General features: G+C 41.9%; 14 protein-coding genes and 1 tRNA gene. 11 read left to right on the top strand and 4 right to left on the bottom strand.

The features are described 5' to 3' along the window. Positions 1–9 precede the first annotated feature (9 nt). From dapA to PSE72_RS02585, 3 genes are all read left to right on the top strand, one after another. Entirely contained in the window at positions 10–876 is an 867-nt protein-coding gene (dapA, locus tag PSE72_RS02595; protein WP_115167315.1) for a 4-hydroxy-tetrahydrodipicolinate synthase, read from the top strand. Positions 877–884: 8 nt separating this feature from the next. Continuing rightward, positions 885–2,369 carry an aldehyde dehydrogenase gene (locus tag PSE72_RS02590; RefSeq protein ID WP_115167314.1) on the top strand — a complete coding sequence of 495 codons (1,485 nt, stop codon included), beginning with the start codon at positions 885–887 and terminating at the stop codon, positions 2,367–2,369. A gap of 87 nt (positions 2,370–2,456) precedes the next feature. Continuing rightward, positions 2,457–3,977 (top strand): alanine/glycine:cation symporter family protein, encoded by a 1,521-nt coding sequence (locus PSE72_RS02585; protein WP_109911311.1) that lies wholly within the window; start codon positions 2,457–2,459, stop codon positions 3,975–3,977. A gap of 8 nt (positions 3,978–3,985) precedes the next feature. On the opposite strand, the gene PSE72_RS02580 is transcribed toward PSE72_RS02585, so the two are convergent. Next, positions 3,986–4,073 (bottom strand) — tRNA-Ser (locus PSE72_RS02580). A gap of 337 nt (positions 4,074–4,410) precedes the next feature. On the opposite strand from PSE72_RS02580, the gene ghrA reads away from it, so the two are divergent. Both ghrA and PSE72_RS02570 read left to right on the top strand, forming a co-directional pair. Further along, the gene (gene ghrA / locus PSE72_RS02575; RefSeq protein ID WP_217007726.1) at positions 4,411–5,352 is read left to right on the top strand and encodes a glyoxylate/hydroxypyruvate reductase GhrA; all 942 of its coding nucleotides are present in this window, start codon (positions 4,411–4,413) and stop codon (positions 5,350–5,352) included. 137 nt (positions 5,353–5,489) lie between these two features. Beyond that, the gene (locus tag PSE72_RS02570) at positions 5,490–6,041 is read left to right on the top strand and encodes a TorD/DmsD family molecular chaperone (protein WP_115167313.1); all 552 of its coding nucleotides are present in this window, start codon (positions 5,490–5,492) and stop codon (positions 6,039–6,041) included. 144 nt (positions 6,042–6,185) lie between these two features. On the opposite strand, the gene PSE72_RS02565 is transcribed toward PSE72_RS02570, so the two are convergent. Then, positions 6,186–6,746 (bottom strand): lipoprotein, encoded by a 561-nt coding sequence (locus PSE72_RS02565; RefSeq protein WP_115167312.1) that lies wholly within the window; start codon positions 6,744–6,746, stop codon positions 6,186–6,188. A gap of 38 nt (positions 6,747–6,784) precedes the next feature. Continuing rightward, on the bottom strand, positions 6,785–7,990 hold the full coding sequence (gene mdtH / locus PSE72_RS02560; RefSeq protein ID WP_115167311.1) for a multidrug efflux MFS transporter MdtH: 1,206 nt from the start codon (positions 7,988–7,990) through the stop codon (positions 6,785–6,787). A gap of 450 nt (positions 7,991–8,440) precedes the next feature. Between mdtH and rimJ the strand changes: the two genes are divergently transcribed. The 4 genes from rimJ (at position 8,441) to PSE72_RS02540 (ending at position 11,858) form a co-directional block, all read left to right on the top strand. Next, a complete protein-coding gene (gene rimJ, locus PSE72_RS02555) occupies positions 8,441–9,028 on the top strand; it encodes a ribosomal protein S5-alanine N-acetyltransferase (protein WP_109911314.1) in 588 nt (195 codons plus the stop codon). A gap of 83 nt (positions 9,029–9,111) precedes the next feature. Beyond that, a complete protein-coding gene (murJ, locus tag PSE72_RS02550; RefSeq protein ID WP_109911315.1) occupies positions 9,112–10,650 on the top strand; it encodes a murein biosynthesis integral membrane protein MurJ in 1,539 nt (512 codons plus the stop codon). Between the two features lie 355 nt (positions 10,651–11,005). Then, positions 11,006–11,242 (top strand): hypothetical protein, encoded by a 237-nt coding sequence (locus PSE72_RS02545; RefSeq protein WP_004255083.1) that lies wholly within the window; start codon positions 11,006–11,008, stop codon positions 11,240–11,242. Positions 11,243–11,285: 43 nt separating this feature from the next. After that, positions 11,286–11,858, top strand: coding sequence for a helix-turn-helix transcriptional regulator (locus PSE72_RS02540; protein WP_004910661.1), 573 nt, complete (start codon positions 11,286–11,288; stop codon positions 11,856–11,858). 21 nt (positions 11,859–11,879) lie between these two features. On the opposite strand, the gene argS is transcribed toward PSE72_RS02540, so the two are convergent. After that, a complete protein-coding gene (gene argS, locus PSE72_RS02535) occupies positions 11,880–13,610 on the bottom strand; it encodes an arginine--tRNA ligase (RefSeq protein WP_115167310.1) in 1,731 nt (576 codons plus the stop codon). Between the two features lie 166 nt (positions 13,611–13,776). On the opposite strand from argS, the gene PSE72_RS02530 reads away from it, so the two are divergent. Together PSE72_RS02530 and cutC are read left to right on the top strand one after the other, a co-directional pair. Beyond that, positions 13,777–14,331 (top strand): VOC family protein, encoded by a 555-nt coding sequence (locus PSE72_RS02530; RefSeq protein WP_004910664.1) that lies wholly within the window; start codon positions 13,777–13,779, stop codon positions 14,329–14,331. A 182-nt stretch (positions 14,332–14,513) separates the two neighbouring features. Then, the gene (cutC, locus tag PSE72_RS02525; RefSeq protein ID WP_198641184.1) at positions 14,514–15,275 is read left to right on the top strand and encodes a copper homeostasis protein CutC; all 762 of its coding nucleotides are present in this window, start codon (positions 14,514–14,516) and stop codon (positions 15,273–15,275) included. Positions 15,276–15,469: the final 194 nt, after the last annotated feature.

Raw genomic sequence — 15,469 nt, 5'->3', positions numbered from 1 at the left:
AGAATTCAAATGAATTTCCATGGCATTCTTGTTCCGTTAGTGACTCCATTTCATGATGATTTAACATTAAATATCAGTGCACTTGCTGAATTAACTGAAAAACTTATTGAGCGGGGTGTGACGGGGTTAGTGGTTTGTGGGACAACAGGGGAGTATTACGCATTAAACGAAGATGAACGTAGGACCGTGCTGTCAACCGTTTGCAAAATTGCCAAAGGACGAGTGACATTAATTGCGGGTATTAATGATTTATCAACCGAGGGGGCAATTGCACGTGCGAAACAAGCTCAAGAACTCGGTTATGAAGGGTTAATGCTGTCGCCACCGCCATATAGTTTGCCGGACCAGCAAGGGGTATATGCCCACTATGAAAAAGTCGCAAAATCAACACCATTACCCATTATTATGTACAATTTCCCAGCTCGGATTGGTATTGAAATTGACATTGAAACGGTCATTAAGCTAGCCGAAATTGACAATATTGTCGCTATCAAAGAAAGCAGTGGGAACTTTAGTCGAGCACTGCATTTATTACAAACACCATTCAAAAATTTTGAGGTCATTTGTGGTTGCGATGATCAACCAGTGGATTTCTTCTTTTGGGGTTCCAAAAGTTGGATTGCGGGAGCGGGTAATGTATTTCCAGCAGAGCAAGTTGCTATTTTTAATGCTGCACAAGCGGGTGACTGGCAACAAGCCAAGCAGATTATGAATGAAATTTACCCTGCAATTTACTCAATGGAATCAGGGGACTATAACCAAAAAGCCAAGGCGGGTTGCTTGAATGGCACATTCAATGTCGGCCCGGTTCGTTTGCCTCTGTCAAATATAGCGTCTAAAGAACGCGATGACTTTATTAAATTAATTAAGCGCTAGGGGGAAATATGACTCTTACCCAGCAGCAGGTATTTGAACGCGCAAAACAAGGAAAACTGTGGGCAGGCAATTTAATTGCAGGGCACCCAGAACAGCAAAATAGATTAGAAAACCGTACCCCAATCGACAACAGCATTATTGGTTTTATTGCAGATGGTGATGAGGGCGATATTAATGCCGCGGTACAGGTGGCGCGTGGCACGTTTAATCAAGGTGAATGGCGCGGGTTATCGCCGCAAGAACGTAAAGCTATCATGCTTAAATGGGCTAATCTGATTGAAAAACATAGTGAAGAACTTGCGGCGCTAGACTGTATTGATGCAGGTAAGCCTATCACCGAATGCTTAAATACCGATTTGCCCGCAACGATTGACACCTTTTATTGGTATGCCGAAGCGATTGATAAACTGTTTGGCAAAATTGCACCAACCAGTCATCAAGAGTTGGGGTTAATAGTGCATGAGCCTATTGGTGTGGTGGGGGCGGTATTACCGTGGAATTTCCCTGCTCAAATGTTTGCGTGGAAAGTAGCTCCAGCTCTTGCTGTAGGCAATTCGGTGATTGTGAAACCTGCCGAACTAACCTCATTAAGCGCGCATCGTATGGTGGAACTGGCCTATGAGGCCGGTATTCCTAAAGGCGCTTTAAGTCTCGTTTGTGGATTAGGTGAAAAAGTCGGGGAAGCGCTTGGCCGCCATCATGATGTTGATATGGTGTCATTTACTGGTTCAACAGATGTGGGACGCTTATTTTTAAAATATTCCGCCGAAAGTAACTTAAAAGAAATTGTACTCGAATGTGGCGGTAAAAGTCCTCAAGTAGTGTTTGAAGATGCGAATATTGAGGCGGCAATTCCACATATTATGGCGGCGGCTTTCTGGAATATGAGTGAAAATTGTAGCTGTGGTTCTCGCTTAATTGTGCACGAAAGCATCAAAAAAATACTATTAGAGAAGCTTGCCGTCGCCATTAAAGAATGGAAAGTCGGAGACCCAAGGCAAGCAGATATTTCAATTGGGCCAATGGTCGAACAGGCTCATTTTGAGAAAGTAAAATCCTTTTTAGATATCACGTTAAAAGAGGGAGGAAAATTAGTTGCGGGTGGAAAAATTCATCATGAATTGGGGGCTGGATGGTATATCGAACCGACAATTTTTGATGAAGTCACGCCTGAAATGTCGCTATTTAAGCATGAAGTTTTTGGCCCTATTTTATCCGTCACATCGTTTAAAACTGATGATGAAGCGGTTGCTTTAGCTAATGACACTCAATATGGCTTAGCGGCTTCATTTTATAGCCAAAATATTCACCGAGCCATGCAAATTGCACAGCGTATTAATGCGGGTACTGTTTCAGTCAATGGCTTTAGTGAGGGCAATATTACAACGCCGTTTGGTGGTTTTCGTCAATCAGGTTTTGGCGGTAAAGACAACGGGTTAGAGGCATTTGAACAATATACTCAAACGAAGGTTATCTGGTTTATCCATCAGTAAAACGTTGGCCTGAGCCCCCTAGTGGACTCAGGTTTTTTTTTACCCTGCAAATACAAATAAACAATTACAATAACGAAGGAGTACAAAATGGAAGCCATCGTTAATACAATCGTTGGTTACATCTGGGGTAATGCATTAGTAGTATTATCGCTAGGTGTTGGGCTCTATTTTACATTAGCAACTCGTGGTGTGCAGTTTCGCTATCTTATTAAAATGGTCTGTTTGTTAAAGGAAAATAAAGCGTCAAAAGAAGGAATTTCCTCCTTCCAAGCATTCTGTTTAGCATTATCAGGACGAGTTGGGGTGGGGAATATCGCCGGTGTAGCGACAGCTATTGCTGCGGGTGGTCCTGGCGCGATTTTCTGGATGGTTGTCATGGGGTTATTAGGCGGAGCAAGTGCGTTTATCGAATCAACACTCGCTCAAATATACAAGCAGCGCTCTGATGGTCAATACCGTGGCGGTTCGCCTTACTATATCGAGAAAGGGTTAAAATTGAAGCCATTTGCCATTATGGTAGCTGCTGTTATTTGCCTATCTTATGGTGTACTAGTTCCGGGTATTCAAGCCAATACCATAGCTGACTCCTTTCAAACTTCATTCAACTTACCCCCAATTGCGACAGGCGGCATTGTGACAGTGCTGATGGCATGGCTAATCTTTGGCGGTGTAAAACGTATTGCGAGTGCTGCGGATAAAATCGTGCCAATTATGGCGTTAGCGTATATCGTCATGATGGTGATCATCTTAGGTAGCCATTACGAACAAGTGCCGGGAATGTTCAGTTTAATTTTCCGCAGCGCGATGGGAATGGATGCCGTATTCGGCGGTATTGTTGGTACGGCTGTTTCATGGGGTGTACGCCGTGCGGTTTTTTCCAACGTAGCAGGGGCGGGTGAAGCTACATTTAGCTCTGCGGCAGCCGAGGTAAGCCATCCTGTAAAACAAGGGTTAATTCAAGCATTTTCAATTTACATTGATACTGTTGTTGTGTGTACAGCATCAGGTCTAATGATCCTTGTCACGAATATGTATAACGTTTTTCCAGACGGTTCGGCAACGGCCTTAGTTGAGTACGTTCCAGGGGTTGCTGCGGGAACCGCATGGACACAAATGGCGGTATCAACAGTCTTTACTTCCGCAGGGTCGGGATTCGTCTCAATCGCCGTATTTTTATTCGCATTCACAACATTGATGGCCTATTACTATATTGCAGAAACCACAATTGTTTACCTTGATAGAAAATTACGTTACCCCATTCTAAAACTGATACTGAAATTTGTATTTTTGATTATTGTTTTTATGGGAAGTGTTCAGTCTGTCAGTTTAATGTGGAGCCTTGGCGATATTGGGTTCGGTAGTATGAGTTATCTTAATCTTATCGCCATTGTCTTCTTGTCAAAACCGGCGCTACGGGCACTTCGTGACTTTGAACGGCAGGAAAAATTAGGTGTTGATCCAGTGTTTGACCCGAAAGTGGCTGGAATAGAAAATGCAGAACTTTGGGAAGATATTAGCCGTGAATACCATGCGCAAGGAATAGGTATAGAACCGAAAGAGAAACAAAATAAAGGGATGGTATATCAAGAAGAAGAAGGTAAAAACTAGAAGAAAAATGGCGGTGAGGGAGGGATTCGAACCCTCGATACGTTGCCGTATACACACTTTCCAGGCGTGCTCCTTCAGCCTCTCGGACACCTCACCGTTTTTCTAAATCTGTTGTGGAGTAGGGAATAAAAACCTGCTCTGCAACGGGGCGCTACTATAGGGAAAATAGCGTCTTACGTCAACTCCCTATTTATCCTTTTTCCGACTTTTGTTGCTGTTTAGCTAAATAAAAAACAATTTGATTATTATCCAATCTCAAATGTTATCGGCTAAGGTAAATAATACTTTTAATGTTAATTTAAAACGGCAAGTAACAGAAGTAAAAACCGTTAGCTAGTTAACAAAATTCTGATTGTTTACAGTGTATCGGCTTGATTAACTTGAAAAGAAATCCCATTCGGCACACTCTGTTAGAAACCAAAGAGGAGTTGCCATGAATATTTTATTTTACCATCCATTTTTTGATTCAAAACAGTGGATTGACGGCATGAAAGCACGCTTACCACAAGTGAATATTCGCCAATGGGAAAAAGGGGATAACCAAAGTGCGGATTACGCCATGGTTTGGTTACCGCCTTATGAATGTCTCGCTGGCCGCAGTGATTTAAAAGGAATTTTCGCTTTAGGCGCAGGTGTGGATGCTATTTTAAAACAAGAACAAGATAAGCCTGGAACCCTACCAGCAGGGGTTCCCGTAATGCGTCTGGAAGACACGGGCATGGCGATTCAAATGGAAGAATACGCTTGTGCAAAAGTGTTAAGTTACTTTCGTCGTATGGATGAATATCGCCAATTACAATCACAGCGCCAATGGAAGCAGTTACCGGCCTACCAACACGAAGATTTTGTCATTGGTGTGATGGGCGCAGGGGCATTAGGACAAGCAGTTGCAAAGCGCTTAGTAAGTTTCGGTTTTCATGTAAGAACATGGAGCCGCTCTGAAAAACACCTTGATAACGTAAAAAGTTATTTTGGCCATGACCAACTAGCTAATTTCCTTTCTGGTACTCGTGTAATTATTAATCTGTTACCAAGTACTCCAGAAACGGTGGGAATTTTAAACCAGCAACTATTTAGCCAGTTAGAGCAAGGGGCATATGTTATCAACTTAGCACGTGGCGCCCATCTGATTGAACAGGATTTGCTTTTAGCCCTTGAATCAGGACAAGTTACAGGTGCTGCACTTGATGTATTTGCGAGTGAGCCGTTGTCGCAAATGCACCCGTTCTGGACGCATCCCCGCATCGCTATCACACCCCATGTTGCCGCCTTTACAAAACCGAAAGAAGCGATGGATATGATTGTCAGTAACATCCAACGCATCGAAGCAGGGCAAGTGCCTGTTGGTGTCGTTGATATGCAACGCGGTTATTAGTAATTTCTATATTGCGAGGGGTCTTTGTGATCACTCGCAATCATCAACCCTAATATCTTTCCTATTTTTTCGATATACTGAAAGTAACTGCTTTGGTCACGAGGTGTGACTACTGAATCTGTAAAATAGGATAATATATGAACGAATTTTCAATCGTCTGCCGTATTTTGGGGACACTATTTCAACGTAGTCCCTCTGATAGCCTCGTAAAACCGCTTATTGATATGATTGCTCAAGATAAATTAAAAGCATCATGGCCATTAGAACAAGATGAGTTGTGGTCACGCATGGCAAAAGACCTCGACGTCAATGCAGTTAATGCGGATTACCAAGCCCTATTTGCAGGGGAATCTCCTGCAGTTTCAATGCTAGCGAATGATTACGATTCTGAAATTACAGAAGCAGAAGTTCGCGAATTTTTAACCGTTAGAGGAATGTCCCTGACGAACGCGCCTGCTGACGCTTTTGGCGCGTTGCTACTCGCGGCTTCTTGGTTAGAAGACCAAGCGGCAGAAGATGAAACCGCCGCTCAAGAAGAATTATTTGATAGCTATATCCTTAGTTGGTATGGCAGCTTTTTAGGTAAAGTTGAAGCGCATGCAACCACCACCTTTTACCGGACTTTAGCCCAAATTACGCGTGATGCAGTCATTGCTCTGCGTGATGAACTTGACTCAGAAACTGAATAATTGTGACGTTGTCACTTTTTTGTGGCGATGTTACTGATGTTTTAGTTAGCGGTATTGATTAATAATTTTGATTGAATAAAAAAGGCAACAGATTTTCCTGTTGCCTTTAATGCTTTTATCAATCGAAATTACTTATGGTTAAAATTAATCAACTAATGGAATGACCAATTTACCCGGTTTGATTTCAAGCCCTTTAGCAAGTTTCTTCGCGGTTGCTTCAGCCGCGCCATTATCAGGATTTAACACATAAACAGGTTGGGTTTCAAAGAAAGTTTCAAGGGAACTATTCAAGTAAGGAATAACTGCTGACATCGCTGTATCCATATTTTCTGGCATCACTTTGTAACTGCTAATATTCAATTCTTTTAAGTAAATTGAACCTGTTTTGGCATCAAAATAAGGGCGAGCAGTGAGTGTCAGGTTAATTTGCGCTTCTGCTTTACCAATCAGCGAGTCTAATTTAACGGTTGCATCCCCCGTTAACGCAACTTTTCCTGGTTCACTGCGGCCAATTTCTGATTTTAAATTAGCGAGCTGAATATCCGCATCAGCGAAACCCGTAATACCGACCTTATGGTCATATTTTACTTTATTAGCAAGGTAATTATTAATTTGTGACTCACTAATACTAAACTCAGATAATTGACTACAACCCGATAAGAGAGTGAGAAAGCCTACCATAGCGGCGATTAAAAACTTCTTCATAGAGACTCCTTTTACAGTAATACCGCTAGTTTAGCGCATTACTGCCCACTCAACATGACTGTTTCAATTTTTTTACGGTTAAATTGCTTATGCAGCGCCCATAAAGTGATAAAACCGATGAGTCCTAATAAGAACCAAGGAAGTTGAGGCAGGTTCCATTGGTGACCAATATCGTACATCCAGCCGCCACCGGTATAACCGACTGCTCCACCTAAAGCAAGGCCTAAGCGACTAAAACCCATATAGCTGCCTCGTGCTCGAGGGTCAGCAAGAGATGCACTTAATGTTTCTCTCGCTGGGTCTGCAGTTACCGTACCTAAATAAAATAGGCAAATAAGGGCGAATAGCGTATTGAGTGAGGTTGTCATGCCAATCGGAAACATGCTGAGACTCATTAAAAATAGCCCGGCCATGAGCCGTTGTTCAAGGCGAAAATGTTTTTCGCTCCAACGTGCAATGGGATAAAGCAATGTTAAAGATATCGCTGCTTCAATCGCATACATCCATTTGACGGCAGTGGGTGTGCCAGCTAATTCATTGACAACAATAGGAAACATAAGCATTACTTGTACTGACAACATAAAATAGCCTGCCAATGTGACCACATAAGTCACAAAGCGTTTATCTTTCAGTACGCGTCCCATGCCTTCTTTAATGGGGGTTCTGACGGTTGAGATTCGATAAGCAGGTAATAACCAAGCATTGCAGATAGCAGCAATAATAAACACCGCAGCGCCAACCCAGCAGACATAATGGAAGTCATACTGTAGTAGCCAACTACCAATCAAAGCACCGATAACTGCACCAGCACTGTCCTGCATTAACAGCAAAGAATAAAAACGGCCACGTTCATACGGGCGAGTTAATTTAATGACTAATGCAGTTCGAGGGGGATCAAATAAGGTTCCACCCAGTGCCGAAAGTACGCAGGATAGCCATAAAACCCAAGGGTCATGGGCCACCGCCATGACTGCAAAACCACTGGCACGTAATAGCATTCCAATGACAATCATGGGCTTCGCGCCAAACCGGTCAGCGATAGCACCGCCAAATATACCTAAACCCTGTTGAACAAACTGACGAAGCCCTAAGGCAAAACCAACCACTACGGCGGCCCAACCCAGTTGATCAACAAAACGAATAGAAATAAGCGGAAAAACGACAAAAAAGCCTAAGACAACCAACATGTTGTCAAGCAAAAGGAAATACTTGCCAAGGCTTCTTGCCCGTGACACTTGCGCCATGAGAGACACCATTAGAAAAATAGCAAAGGGGGAAAGTTTCTTAAAATCAGTTACCAATAATATCAGTATAATAGGGTTCAATAGATGATATTTTTTTATCATAGTAACGTGAGGTATCGATGATTTATTTTTATCAATAAATATTCGTCATACTTCACTCTGTGACGGTGTTGACTGCGTTCGGCTAGTTGGGTCACATACGAGTGTATGCTCCCCAAGCTATCCTCGCTGGTCGCCTAGTCACAGCGCGAATTATTTAGAATATTGATAATTGATAGAGGTCATACTTCACTCTGTGACGGTGTTGATTGTGCTTGCTGGCCTTAACGATGTATTTTAATTTTCAGAACATATTTTTCGTCAGCGCATTGTAAGCTACACTTTAACTTTCTAAGTTATTGGCTTGGAACTAGAGAAAATATCTGGCTTTTTATTAATTAAGGGTTAACGATGTTTGGTTATCGTTCAAATGTACCGAAAGTGCGCCTTGTCACTGATAGAATGGTTATTCGTTTGACTTATGAGCGTGATAATTATCGACTAGCTGATTATTACAGCCTGAATAAAGACTTTTTAATTCCGTGGGAACCCATCAGGGATAACTCACATTACCAGCCTGCGGGTTGGCAGAATCGGTTACAAGTCATGAATGAAATGCATCGAGAAGGAAGCGCTTTCCATTTCTTACTATTAGACAAAGAAGAAAATGAAGTCATGGGGGTAGCGAACTTTAGTAATGTATTACGTGGCTCATTTCATGCATGCTATCTAGGTTATTCATTGGGTCAAAAATGGCAAGGCCAAGGCCTAATGCATGAGGCGTTAACCCAAGCAATCCGTTATATGCAGCAACACCAAAAAATGCACCGAATTATGGCAAATTATATGCCTCATAATATGCGTAGTGGTAATTTATTGACTAAGCTTGGCTTTGAACGGGAAGGTTATGCAAAGCAATACTTACAAATCAACGGTGAGTGGCGTGACCATGTATTAACGGCACTGACAGATAACACTTGGGCGCTGAATAAAGCCTAAATTCCTAATTTACTTTTCAATCGTAGTCAGTTGCAGTGCACACTGTTAAACTGATGCGATTGTATTCTTTTAGTCTATCAATCATGAATTTATTAAAATCATTGGCGGCAGTAAGCTCCATGACCATGATGTCTCGTGTGCTTGGCTTTATTCGTGATGCCATTATCGCTCGAGTTTTTGGTGCAGGAGCGGCTGCAGACGCCTTTTTTGTCGCATTTAAATTACCGAATCTTTTACGCCGAATTTTTGCCGAGGGGGCATTTTCACAAGCGTTTGTCCCTATACTAGCGGAATATAAAAACCAACAGGGAGAGGAAGCCACCCGTACATTTGTCGCTTATATTGCTGGGATGCTAACCCTTGCTTTGGCAATTGTGACTATCCTTGGCATGGTTGCGGCCCCTTGGATCATTTATGTCACTGCACCTGGATTTACTGACGATGCTGATAAATTTGCGCTGACTACTGACCTTTTACGGGTCACATTCCCTTATATTTTTCTGATCTCACTGGTTTCCCTCGCTGGGGCAATTCTCAATACTTGGAACCGTTTTTCGGTTCCTGCATTTGCGCCGACATTGCTCAATGTCAGTATGATCATTTTTGCCGCTTTTGCAGCCCCATACTTTAATCCACCCATTATGTCATTGGCATGGGCGGTGCTGGTTGGTGGTGTCTTACAGCTAGTCTATCAGCTCCCATATCTTAAAAAGGTGGGCATGTTAGTGTTACCACGCTTGTCATTTCGTGATAGCGGGGTTTGGCGTGTAATGAAAATGATGGGGCCTGCAATTATCGGGGTATCTGTCGCTCAAATTTCTTTAATTATCAATACGATATTCGCCTCTTTTTTGCAATCTGGTTCAGTGTCATGGATGTATTACGCCGATAGGCTGATGGAATTGCCATCCGGAGTACTTGGTGTGGCTCTCGGAACGATTTTATTGCCTTCTCTCGCGAAAAGCTTCACGAGCGGTAATCAAAATGAGTATCGCCAATTGATGGATTGGGGGTTGCGCCTTTGTTTGTTATTAGCCTTGCCATGTGCGTTAGGGTTGGCAATACTCTCTGAAGCATTAACGGTGTCTTTATTCCAATACGGTAATTTTACCGCGCATGACTCATTAATGACGCAATATGCTTTAATTGCCTATTGTGTCGGTTTAACGGGGATGATTTTGGTGAAAATTTTGGCACCGGGCTTTTATTCACGCCAAGATATTCGTACGCCAGTAAAAATTGCGATTGTCACTTTAATATTAACACAATTGATGAACTTAGCCTTTATTGGCCCATTGCAACATGCAGGCTTAGCCTTATCCATTGGGTTAGCAGCTTGTTTTAATGCAGGGGTTCTCTATTGGCAATTGCGCAAGCAAGATATTTTTCAGCCTTTAGCGGGTTGGAAAGGGTTTATATTTAAATTATTGATAGCCTTAATTGTAATGGGAGCCGTGCTATTTGGTGTCTTACATTTTATGCCATCTTGGCAAGAAGGTAATATGCTGATGCGTATGCTACGTTTGATAGGCGTCGTAATTGTTGGAGCGGGAAGTTATTTCGTTGCTTTATACGTGCTTGGGTTCCGCCCTCGTGACTTTATGAAACGTAGTATTGCCTAATTAATAAGAAGGTCAATGACCTTAAAAGCCCAATTTTAATGAGGAAATCTCATAAAATTGGGCTTTTTTATCTCTGCAATCTATGTAGTTAAGGTGCCAGCAGGCATAGATTCTTTCCCTTCAATTTCTAATTATCTACGCAAATTTATTCTCTTTATAACTGAATTATTAATTTCAAAATCATTTCATGAAATTTCAATTAATTGTTTTCATTGATAAAAGCAATAGCTAACTCTATTTTTGGAGTATATTTACTGGGTTGTTGTGACAACAACTAATTTCAGGGAAATATTCAATTTATTGGATATTATTTGTTGACTATTGTCAACGCAATGGCTATGTTATGCGGAGGTTGATGAAAAAGCACCCAAATAAGCATGTTCAGGCTGCTATTGAATATGCGATAGAAAATGGCTGGGTCTGGGTTACAGCAGGAAACTCATCACATACTTTTTGCAAGTTACGTTGTGGTAACGCAGTGGGTGAACACAAAACACATATGATGAGTGTCTGGTCAACGCCAAAAGTTATGGAAGTGCATGCTAAACAGATAATACGTAAAGTGAACCACTGTATTGCTCTTTTAGGTTAATCCAAGCGGCTTAGGCCGCTTATTTATGTAAGATGGGGAAATTATGGCGCTATTTACTTTCACATTAACACTATCGGGTGTGACTGCTGATACGGAAGGCTTAGTTGATACCATATTTGCCGCAGGCTGTGGCGATGCATTGGTGTGCTTCTATGGTAAATCGGTTTATTTAGAATTTGATAGGGAAGCGGAATCTTTTGATCGTGCAATTGAAACTGCGATTACAGATATTGAAAGTACATCAATGAGTATAAAAGTGGAATCTATTGATTCCGCTTTGGTTGGGCTAAGTGATATTGCAGAATTGACAGGACTAACCCGTCAAGCAGTGGCTTTGCTGAAAGATGGGGCTCGAGGTAAAGGTCATTTCCCTGCGCCCGTACAACGTTTGAGAGGGGCATCTCCGTTATGGGACTGGGCGAGTGTTGCTGATTGGCTACAACAGAATAACCGGTTGTCGCATAACCCTGAACTTTATGAACAAGCAAAAATACTTTGTAAATGGAACTTAGTACTCCGTAATTGCGCGAATGAATATATCGATGAATTGCAAAAACTAACAACAAAGCTAGCGAAACAACGCAAACAAAAACGGCTCACCGAAGTGAACCGTTAATAGACAACCTATAGATTTGAATTACATTCTTTCAACGGTTTCAATACCTAGTGTGTCTAAGCCGGTTTTTAACGTTCTTTGGGTTAATGCAGCCAATTTCAAGCGGCTTTGGCGCTGTGCTTCGTTATCAGCTGACAAGATAGGGCAGTGCTCATAGAAACCAGAGAACAAACCTGCTAATTCATATAAATAAGCACACATAACATGAGGAGTACCATCACGAGCGACAGTTAGAATGGTTTCTTCAAACTGTAATAAACGTGTCGCAAGTGCAATTTCACGTGGGTCTTGTAATGAAATAGGCAGAGTTAAGTCTGCATGGGTTAAATTGGCTTTCTTGAAAATAGAAGCCACACGGGTATACGCATATTGCATATACGGAGCGGTATTTCCTTCGAAAGCTAACATGTTGTCCCAATCAAAAATATAATCCGTCGTTCTGTTTTTGGATAAGTCAGCGTACTTAACCGCACCAATACCGACCACATTCGCGACGTTAAGTAATTCATCTTCAGGCATATCCGGGTTTTTCTCACGGATCAATGCTTGAGCGCGTTCAACTGCTTCATCAAGCAAGTCAGATAAACGGACAGTACCACCGGTACGAGTCTTAAATGGCTTACCATCTTTACCTAGCATCATACCGAACATATGGTGCTCAAGCGCCATTGATTCAGGGATATAACCTGCTTTACGGACGATGGTCCATGCTTGCATCAAATGTTGATGTTGGCGTGAGTCAATATAGTACAGTGAGCGGTCAGCGTGCAGGGTTTCATAACGGTATTTAGCACAGGCAATATCGGTTGTTGTATACAAGAAGCCACCATCTTTTTTCTGGACGATCACGCCCATAGGTTCGCCTTCTTTATTTTTAAATTCATCAAGGAAAACAACCGTCGCGCCTTCACTCTCAACAGCTAAACCTTTAGCTTTTAAATCTGCAACAATACCTGGTAGCATGCTGTTATATAAACTTTCGCCCATCACGTCATCTTCAGTTAAGGTGACGTTTAAGCGCCGGTAGGTTTCTTGGTTTTGTTGCATGGTGATATCAACTAATTTACGCCACATTTGGCGGCAATACTCATCACCGGATTGCAATTTCACAACATAACCACGTGCGCGTACCGCGAACTCTTCATCTTCGTCGTAGTGCTTTTTGGCTTCGCGATAAAATTCTTCGAGGTCTGCAAGTGCCATATCTGTGGCATCTTCATTTTGTACTTTTTCAAGATAGGCAATTAACATACCAAATTGCGTACCCCAATCACCGACGTGATTGGCTCGAATGACTTTATGACCAATAAATTCCTGGGTACGTGCCGCAGCATCACCAATGATGGTTGAACGCAAGTGACCCACGTGCATCTGTTTTGCGACATTAGGCGCTGAATAGTCAATAACAATCGTTTCAGACTTGACTGGTGCGATACCTAAGCGCTGTGAAGCTAATGCTTCTTCAACATGCTTTTCAACCCAAGTTGGCTCAAGGAAGATATTAATAAAGCCAGGACCTGCAATTTCAACTTTGCTGGCAATCCCTTCCAAATCTAAGTGATTAACAAGCTGTTCAGCCAGTTGTCGCGGAGCCATCCCCATCTTTTTAGCCGCGCCCATCACTCCATTAGCTTGGTAGTCACCAAACTGAGCTTTAGCGGACTGACGCACAAGTGCATCACTGCCTTCTGGAGCACCCGCTGCTAACATCGCAGCACTAATTTTATCTGAAAGAATCGCCTGAATATTCACCGAATTACCTTAAATTACGAACATAGTTACCGCATTGTGCCATCACATGCGCATAACTAAAAGGTGGAAGAGAAAAATCGGCAGGTTTTATACCACATTTTGGGGCTCTCATGCTACAGTCTGCGCCATTGTTTGGCAGATAAGTTTTTGTAAAGGGGGGCTTTAAGTGCCACAGTTTAGCAAAATTTCGCAATTACAAGATTTATGGGATGACCTACCTGTATTTATTAGTAAATTACAACAGATGGCGCAGGAGATAAACCTATCATTGTCATCCTTTCCGATAGACCACATTTCAGTGCGTTGTCATCATCTTGCAACTGCAGAACGTTGGCACCAAGGGTTACTGCAATGTGCGCAACTTTTATCTGACAATGTAATTAATGGTCGGCCGATTCGTTTATATGAGCTAAGCGAACCGTTAAACATCGTAGGCCAAGATGTGTTTATGATTGAATTACCTTTCCCAAAAGACAAAATTTACCCGAAAGAAAGCTGGGAACATATTGAAATGGTAATTGATGTTGAGCCAAGTGAGCTAGAAACTTCGGCATTCCAGTTGCTACCTGACCCTTTACCCCAAGGGTACCGAATGAAGATGAGTCAGCCTAAAGGGCAGCAAGAAAGGTTGCCAAATCCAACATTAGCAGTATCAAATGGTGAAGTAACCGTTAAATACCATCCATTTCCGCTAAAAAAGATAATTGAAAGTGAAAAATAAGTGATGTAATTAACGTTATTGATCAATAATTCTCATTAACTTTTGGCGGTGTGATATCCATCCGATAACATTTTTTAATAAATGGCATTATTAGCCGAATTGTTAACGTTTAACATTAAATCTTTTCATTATTTTTGGGGCACATAAAGCAGGTGTTTTATTGCTCTATTTCGGAGGTTGTGATGGCAAAACTGGAAATCTGTTGTTTTGGAATTGAATGCGCCCAAGTGGCCCAAGAGTATGGTGCAGATCGTATCGAGCTTTGCTCTGGCGCCGCTGATGGTGGCTTAACACCCAGTTATGGCTACCTGAAACTGGCAAAAGAAAAACTACATATTCCAGTTCATCCTATTATTCGTCCTCGTGGTGGTGATTTTTGCTATAACATCAGTGAATTTGACGTGATCCGTGAAGATTTAATTATGATTAAGGAAATGGGTTTTTCAGGCGCAGTTATCGGTATATTGGACAATGAAGGGCGCATTGATATCAATAGGATGCACACGTTGATGGAAATAGCACAGGGGATGAATATTACCTTCCACCGTGCATTTGATATGTGTATTAACCCATTGTTAGCTTTAGAACAATTAAAGGAACTTGGCGTAGCTCGCATTTTAACCTCTGGGCAGCAACAAAGCGCGGAGTTAGGTTTACCGCTCTTGAAAGAGCTACATGAAAAAAGCCAGCAAATTAATGGCCCACAAATAATGGCAGGTGCGGGCGTACGTTTGGCCAATTTAAGTAAATTTATGGAAATCGGCTTATCTGAGGTGCACAGTTCCGCGGGGAAAACGGTACCATCAACCATGAGTTACCGCAAAGTGGGCGTGACAATGGCCTCTAATAGTGAATCAGATGAATTTACTCATTATTGTGTGGATGGTCCTACGGTCGAAGCGATGAAGGACTTTATTTCTATTACAGAAAAAGTTTCTGTTTAATTGCTGCCGGACTCAATACACAGCTTTGATATAGAAATTTTACATAGCTTGTTATTCTTTAAGGAAAATCAATTCGTTGGTTTTCCTTATTGTTTTTTAGTCATCAACTAGTTTAATGTCATTAAAATAGCCAATAAGAAGACTAAAAATATGATTTATTTATCATTAATGGTTTAATTATTGCTTGTGTTGAT

This window comes from Providencia sp. PROV116 (genome assembly GCF_028482485.1).
Classification (GTDB): Bacteria; Pseudomonadota; Gammaproteobacteria; order Enterobacterales; family Enterobacteriaceae; genus Providencia; species Providencia rettgeri.
Note: the sequence above shows the minus strand (reverse complement) of the source record. Positions and strands in the feature narration are given on the sequence as shown.

Bases quoted from the DNA above. Each gene is read 5' to 3' on its own strand.
- dapA (WP_115167315.1), top strand. From the start codon at position 10: ATGAATTTCCATGGCATTCTTGTTCCGTTAGTGACTCCATTTCATGAT.
- PSE72_RS02590 (WP_115167314.1), top strand. From the start codon at position 885: ATGACTCTTACCCAGCAGCAGGTATTTGAACGCGCAAAACAAGGAAAA.
- PSE72_RS02585 (WP_109911311.1), top strand. From the start codon at position 2,457: ATGGAAGCCATCGTTAATACAATCGTTGGTTACATCTGGGGTAATGCA.
- ghrA (WP_217007726.1), top strand. From the start codon at position 4,411: ATGAATATTTTATTTTACCATCCATTTTTTGATTCAAAACAGTGGATT.
- PSE72_RS02570 (WP_115167313.1), top strand. From the start codon at position 5,490: ATGAACGAATTTTCAATCGTCTGCCGTATTTTGGGGACACTATTTCAA.
- PSE72_RS02565 (WP_115167312.1), bottom strand. From the start codon at position 6,746: ATGAAGAAGTTTTTAATCGCCGCTATGGTAGGCTTTCTCACTCTCTTA.
- mdtH (WP_115167311.1), bottom strand. From the start codon at position 7,990: ATGGCGCAAGTGTCACGGGCAAGAAGCCTTGGCAAGTATTTCCTTTTG.
- rimJ (WP_109911314.1), top strand. From the start codon at position 8,441: ATGTTTGGTTATCGTTCAAATGTACCGAAAGTGCGCCTTGTCACTGAT.
- murJ (WP_109911315.1), top strand. From the start codon at position 9,112: ATGAATTTATTAAAATCATTGGCGGCAGTAAGCTCCATGACCATGATG.
- PSE72_RS02545 (WP_004255083.1), top strand. From the start codon at position 11,006: ATGAAAAAGCACCCAAATAAGCATGTTCAGGCTGCTATTGAATATGCG.
- PSE72_RS02540 (WP_004910661.1), top strand. From the start codon at position 11,286: ATGGCGCTATTTACTTTCACATTAACACTATCGGGTGTGACTGCTGAT.
- cutC (WP_198641184.1), top strand. From the start codon at position 14,514: ATGGCAAAACTGGAAATCTGTTGTTTTGGAATTGAATGCGCCCAAGTG.